At 71.2% G+C, this 6,000-nt stretch carries 4 protein-coding genes and 1 pseudogene; 1 reads left to right on the forward strand and 4 read right to left on the reverse strand.

Translation table 11 applies throughout. The annotated features are described in order from the left end of the window. Positions 1-113 precede the first annotated feature (113 nt). Complete coding sequence (locus KBX39_RS01310; protein WP_209961935.1) at positions 114-1,136, forward strand: beta family protein; 1,023 nt, start codon at positions 114-116, stop codon at positions 1,134-1,136. On the opposite strand, the gene KBX39_RS01315 is transcribed toward KBX39_RS01310, so the two are convergent. From KBX39_RS01315 to KBX39_RS01330, 4 genes and pseudogenes are all read right to left on the reverse strand, one after another. After that, positions 1,126-2,121 carry a tyrosine-type recombinase/integrase gene (locus KBX39_RS01315; protein WP_209961933.1) on the reverse strand — a complete coding sequence of 332 codons (996 nt, stop codon included), beginning with the start codon at positions 2,119-2,121 and terminating at the stop codon, positions 1,126-1,128. The genes KBX39_RS01310 and KBX39_RS01315 overlap by 11 nt on opposite strands. A 449-nt stretch (positions 2,122-2,570) precedes the next feature. After that, positions 2,571-3,293, reverse strand: coding sequence for a hypothetical protein (locus KBX39_RS01320; protein ID WP_210868790.1), 723 nt, complete (start codon positions 3,291-3,293; stop codon positions 2,571-2,573). A 134-nt stretch (positions 3,294-3,427) separates the two neighbouring features. After that, positions 3,428-4,693 carry an MFS transporter gene (locus KBX39_RS01325; protein WP_064445955.1) on the reverse strand — a complete coding sequence of 422 codons (1,266 nt, stop codon included), beginning with the start codon at positions 4,691-4,693 and terminating at the stop codon, positions 3,428-3,430. 329 nt (positions 4,694-5,022) lie between these two features. Beyond that, a pseudogene (locus KBX39_RS01330) lies at positions 5,023-6,000 on the reverse strand (lanthionine synthetase C family protein); the annotation flags it as partial.

The following is a 6,000-nucleotide window of genomic DNA, read 5'->3' on the forward strand; positions in this document are numbered from 1 at the left end:
CCAGCCCGGCAGCGCATTGACTCACCCATTCTGGATACGCACGGTTGTAGATCGGGCACAGAACGTGCAACATCGATACAAGTGACTGTCGTCGAATCGTGTGGGGCGATGCCATGGCGGGCTACTATCCGATCCTCAAAGGCCGAAAAGCTGAGTTCCAGGCCATCGACAACCTCGCTGGCGAACTCGCGCCACACATCGTCCCGATCTTCGAAGTCGTGCCTGACAAGGGACCGATCGAAGACGCCCGCAAGTTCATCGAACGTGTAAAGCGAACACTTCCTCCCGGCATGGTCGTCGCTGTCGATGTGCAGCACCTTCCAGAACCGATGACCGGTACTCGCCGACCACTCCACGACATCGCCGTCGACCTGGAAGCCTGGAGAATCTCAGCGCTGCCCGTCGTGCACCTGCAGGACACAACCCAACAACTTGCGGACGTGCGTAGCGCCGCCGCCATGCACGGAGGCGGCGTCGTGCGAGTCACGGCCAGCCACGCCGAACCAGACGTCACCGAAGTCGACGGTCGGCTCTCTCAGGTGTTGGCCGTGATCGAGTTGCGTACCGAGGACTGCATCGTCGTCCTCGACGCCGCCGAGGTGCGCTCCGACCAGGACCTCACGAAGGCAGAACCCCTGCTCCGCAAGCACCTCGCGTGGACCCGACGCCATCACTGGAAGGACGTCGTCGTCGCGTCGGGCGCCATGCCCCCGAATCTCTCGCAGGTTCCGCCTCATCGGGCAACCCCACTCCGTCGCCGGGACTTCGAACTGTGGCAGCGACTTCAGCAGCACGGCGTCCAATTCGCCGACTACTGCATCGCTCATCCGGGGACGAGCGGCAAAGGCTGGGGACCAGCGCCGAACATCCGGCACACCGGCCGCGATACCTGGTGGACGTACCGGACGACGCGCGACGGCAAGGGCAACATCGGCATCTACGACATCTGCAAGGCCCTTGTGTCCGCCGACCATTGGCCGGCCGCCGGACGGCACTTCTCCTGGGGCGACGAGCAGATCGCTCTGCGAGCCGCAGGCCATGCCGGGACCGGCGTCGCCACGGATTGGATCGCTTGGGGAACGTCACACCACCTGGCGTACGTGGCCGCTCAACTCGGCCTGACCACTACCGCTTGAGCAACCCCGACAACGCCCGATTGGTACGGTTCGCCGCCACCGCCGCCCGCTGCTGACCCGCCGTCACCTCGATGTACGTCTGCGACGACGCCAACGACGCATGCCCCAGCAACCGCATGATCTCCGCCGCGCTCGCCCCGTCCTCCGCCAACCGCGTCGCGAACGTGTGCCGCAGCGCGTGCAACCGCGCGCCCCGGGGCACCCGGTCACCGATGCCCGCCCGCCGGTAACACGACTCCACCAGGTACTGCAGCCCACCCCGCCGCAACGCCTCACCCTGGCGGTCCACCAGGAACGCAGAGTCCGGCCGCACACTGCGCGCCCCGAACCGGAGCCGCCGGCTGTCCAGATAACCCGTGAGCACCCGGTCCACGGCATCCTCGATCGGCACCGTACGCGGCCGCCCGCCCTTGCCCGCCACGTCCACCCGCCGCTCGCCGTCGCGCCCCGCCACCGACGACACCCGCAGCGCCAGCAGTTCCGACAGGCGCAACCCGGCGCACAACGCCAGCGCCAGCACCGCCAGGTCGCGCTCCGGCCACGGGTCACGCTGCCGGCCCTCCGCCCGGGCCACCGCCGCCAGCAGCTCCTCCGGGGTGTCCTCGCCCCGGAGCGGCTTGGGTCGGGGGAGCGGCGTACGGGGCCGCCCCACCGCCGGCATCGGATTGCCCGGTACGACGCCCTCGGCCACCAGGAACGTGAAGAAGCTGTTCCACGTCGACCAGGCACGATGGACCGAGGCGGCCGCGCGGGGAGCGGCGAACCGCGCGAACGCCGCGCGCATGACCCGGGGGGAGAGGGAGCTGACCGCGACCCGGTCCAGGGGGAGGGGAGTGGCGTCGCCGTCGGCGGCGATCAGCTCGGCCACTGCGGTCAGATCCCTCCGGTACGCGGCCAAGGTGTGGGGGGAGGGCTTGCGGGTGGCCCGGGCGGTCAGGAACTCCTCAATCAGACCGCCTACCGTTTCGTCCGGTTTGTCATGCATAAGGGATATTATGCATGATTCTCGCGTTCCCGCCAGGAGGCCCTTTCGAGGGGGAGTGCGGCCCGCTCAGTCGATGATCAACTCCACTACGCCGAGGTGGCGGCAACCCGGGCGCTCCGATGCAGCCACATCCGCGTACTGGCGGCGGCAGCCACACCTGTCGGCACTCGGCCGGAGCAGGGAGGGCGGTGAAAGGGGCCGGTGCCCTCTCTGCTCCGGCGATCATGAAGTTGACCGCGGATGCTGTCCCATTTGTCACCGCCAACCTCATGATCGCCGGAGCGGTGGATGGGTTGAGAGTGTGGCGTCGGCGGGCCGCGCCTAGGTGTGCGGTGCGACGGGGCAGCCGGCCGGACCTCCAAGTCCCGGAAGGTCAGCCGCCTCGCGAGGACGTCCGGGGAGGCCCGCCGGAGCTCTACTTGACATAATGTACATTATCGAATCACGGCTCAGGAGGGCTTTACGTCTTCGCCGAGGGTGTCCGACATGACCTTCAGAAGCGCGGCCATCCGTGGCTGGTGACCTCCGGCCTGCAGTCTCGCGAGTGCCGCGTCCACCTCTGCCTTGACCGCCTGCCGCTGCGACACCTGCCCGGAGTCGAGCGCCTTCTGGACTCGCGGTGTCAGGTCGGCCAACAACGTCAGGGCCTCCGTGTCCGGCGTATCCGCGTCGTCGGACAGTTCCGGGGCCTGCTGCCGGACGTCTGCGAATCGCCCTGCCCCGAACCGGGCCAGGGCGTCCGCCACGTCGTCCGCCGGCTGCCGCACCTGATCGAGGTCGAGCAGCTTCAGGGCCGGCCGCCCGTCGACCGGGCTCCGGCTGGTGAGCGGACGGTCGATCGTCGCGGCGGTGGCCGGCACCAGCAGCACCTTTGCGGCTCTCTGGTTCCGGCCACGGGACGGTAGCGGCTGGTCGAGCACGACAGCGTCGATCTCGGCCCATGCCACGAGCCGGTTGAGCCCGGCGACCCGCAGATCCAGTCCGTCGGCTCCGATGCAGAACCGGAACGGCCTGAGCTGGTAGGCGACGAACAGGCCGGCCGACACCAGCCAGAGGCCGAGAAGGATCCATCGTCCGGTCGACGCGGAAGTGTGGTAAAGCAGCGGGAGCACGCCGACTCCGAAGAGCGTGAGGCCCCTCCACAGCTTCTCTCGGCTCCTACGCAGCTCCATGCCGGCACCTCGTCCCTTGTGGCCTGTCCTGGGAGGGGCCCTACATGGTGGCACGGGCGAGGCGCTCTCGTGATCATCCGAACGTCCCCCGGAAGACCAGCACCTCTCCCCTGCCTGCCGGTACGAAGATCAGCTCAGACCGGCTGCGGGTCGCGGCGCTCGGCCTCGCCGGGCTCCGGGGCTTCCTCGACGGCCCGCAGGTCGGGCATGGCGCGTACGGCGGGCGCGACGGCCGCGCCGACGGCGAGCGCCAGCATGACGGCCGCGAAGCTGCCGAACACCACCGGCGCCGGTACGCGGTCGATCAGCAGGCCGGACAGGGCCGGGCCGAACGGCGCCACGATCAGCGCGATGAAGCTGGTCGCGGCGTTCGCTCTCCCCTGCAGGTCACCGGGGGTGAGCAGGGTCTGGAGGGTCAGCATGCTGATGTTGGCGGCCGGTACCACCAGGACGCAGGCGCCGGCCAGCGCACCGAGGACCAGTCCGTTGTCGGTGGTGGCCATGGCGGCGGTCAGCACGGCGCAGGCCCAGACGACGGCGAGGATCAGCCAGCGGGTGGGTACCCGGGCGGTCAGCCAGGACGCGACGAGTGATCCGGCGACGGCGCCGAGGCCGACGCATGCCATGACGGTTCCGGCGGACAGGCCGGAGGCGCCGTTGCGGACCGGCACGACGATGATCGCCAGCAGGACGCCCGCGAACGCGAAGTTCAGGACGGCGCCGCAGAGCAGCGTGAACCGCAGCGACGGTTGCCGCCACAGGAAACGGACCCCGGCGACGGCCTGCCGGGGCAGGGACTCCCCCGGCGTGGTCGCCGACCGGCCGAGTGGGCCGCGCAGCAGGGCCACGGCGACCAGGGAGACGGCGTACGAGATCGCGTCGACGAGGAACGGCAGTGCCGGGGCGAGGCCGAACAGGAAGCCGCCGAGCGGCGGGCCGGCGAGGTGGACGACGCCGTTGCGGGTCTCGTTGAACACGGTGGCCGTACGCAGGTCCCGGGCTGGGACGACGGCGCGGGTGGCGGCCGCGGCGGCGGGTTGCAGCGCGGCGCCGAGGCCGGCGGTGGCGGCGGCGAGGACGGCGATGAGCAGGACTGGCGCGTGTCCGACGAGGGCGAGCACGGTGACGCCGGTGACGGCGAGCAGCGCGCCGGCGTCGCAGCAGAGCATGAGGATGCGCCGGTCGCGGCGGTCGGCGAGCAGGCCGGCGGGCAGGAGTACGAGGACCAGGGCGATGCCTTCGGCGAAGGCGACGAGGCCGGCGTCGGTGGCGGAGCCGGTGGTCAGCAGGACGAGCAGCGGCGTGGCGACGGCGGTGACCTGGGTGCCGAGTTTCGACGCGGTGCGGGCGACGGTGATGAGGAGGAAGTCGCGGTTGTGTCGTAGGCCGGTGGGCGGCATGGGGGCTCCGTGTGCGTGGTGGCGGGCGGGATGCCGGCTTCACCGGGCCGGGTTGACGACGGACCCGGGCGGGCGGTGGCCGCCCGCCCGGGTCGCCAGGCGGATCAGGTGTGGCTGGGGCTGGTGGCCCGTTCGCCACTGCCGTCTCAGCCGTTGCAGCAGGCGATGCTGATGCTGCTGGACTGCGGCGGGACCGCGTGGCGGGTGCCGTTCTGCGTGGCCATGGCCTGCAGGTTGAGGAGCTTCGTCATGGGGGTTCACCTCCTTCTCGGGTGTGGTGGATTGGCCGTCGGTGGTTCCGACGGGGTCTGTGGGCGCCGGGCGGGGGTTCAGCTCGCGGCGAGGAGGTGGCCGGTGGGTGCGACGTGGGTGGGCGCGTCGAGGAAGGGCAGCGTCACGGCGGTGCGGTGCAGCGCGGCGTGCATGGCGGACAGGATTCCGGCGCCGCCGGCGGCGAGGTCGGTGGAGATGCGCAGCAGGGTGTCGCCGGGGAACGCGAGGTGGCCGTCGAGGGCGTAGGCGTGCCAGGCGAGGCGGGCCAGGTGCGCGGGGACGTGGTGGGGCGCGTCGTCGCGGACGAGTCCGACGGGGCCGTGCGGGGTGGCGCGGCGCGGTGGGTCGTCGGTGAGCAGGGCGGCGGTGGCGAGAAGTCCGGCGCGGCCGTGGAAGAGGCCGGGCAGCAGGACGAATTCGACGTCGATGGTGCGGCGGACGGTGGTGACGATGTCGCGCAGCCACTGGCGTTCGCCGTGGCGGAGCAGTGTGTGCGCGGTGACGGCGATGCCGGCGCTGCCTTCGTCGAGGTAGAACAGCCGTCGTGCGCCGTCGCGTACGTGGAGGTTGCCGTTGTCGTCGCGGACGGTGTGTTGCAGGTCGCGGCGCAGGGCGGTGCGGGCGGCGCGGAGCCAGGCGGGGTCGCCGGTGGTTTCGTGCAGGCGGGTGAGGAAGGTCGCGGGGCCGGACCAGCCGTGGAGCAGGCCGGGGCGGGTGGGTTCGGGTACGGGTTGCGTGGTGTCGCCGGTGAGGGTGCGGGCGAGTCGGTCGCCGATGTGCAGGGCGTCGTCGGGGGCGGGTCTGCCGGGGCGGAGCAGGGCGAGTCCGATGCCGGCGAGGCCGCTGTGCAGGCCGGGGCCGTAGCGGTGGTGGAGGCCGGTGCGACATCGGTCGAGCAGTTCGTCGGCGTCGTCGTGGCGTCCGGTGCGGTCGAGGAGGGCGGCGATGCCGGCGAGGCCGTCGTAGAGGCCGAGGTGGGCGGTGGGCAGGCGGTGGGCGGCGCGGGTGAGCCAGTCGAGGTGTTCGTCGCGTTC

This window comes from Micromonospora sp. D75, assembly GCF_018070405.1.
Classification (GTDB): domain Bacteria; phylum Actinomycetota; class Actinomycetes; order Mycobacteriales; family Micromonosporaceae; genus Micromonospora; species Micromonospora chalcea.

Excerpts from the sequence above, each read along its gene's own strand:
- KBX39_RS01310 (WP_209961935.1), top strand. The coding sequence starts at position 114 with ATGGCGGGCTACTATCCGATCCTCAAAGGCCGAAAAGCTGAGTTCCAG.
- KBX39_RS01315 (WP_209961933.1), bottom strand. The coding sequence starts at position 2,121 with ATGCATGACAAACCGGACGAAACGGTAGGCGGTCTGATTGAGGAGTTC.
- KBX39_RS01320 (WP_210868790.1), bottom strand. The coding sequence starts at position 3,293 with ATGGAGCTGCGTAGGAGCCGAGAGAAGCTGTGGAGGGGCCTCACGCTC.
- KBX39_RS01325 (WP_064445955.1), bottom strand. The coding sequence starts at position 4,693 with ATGCCGCCCACCGGCCTACGACACAACCGCGACTTCCTCCTCATCACC.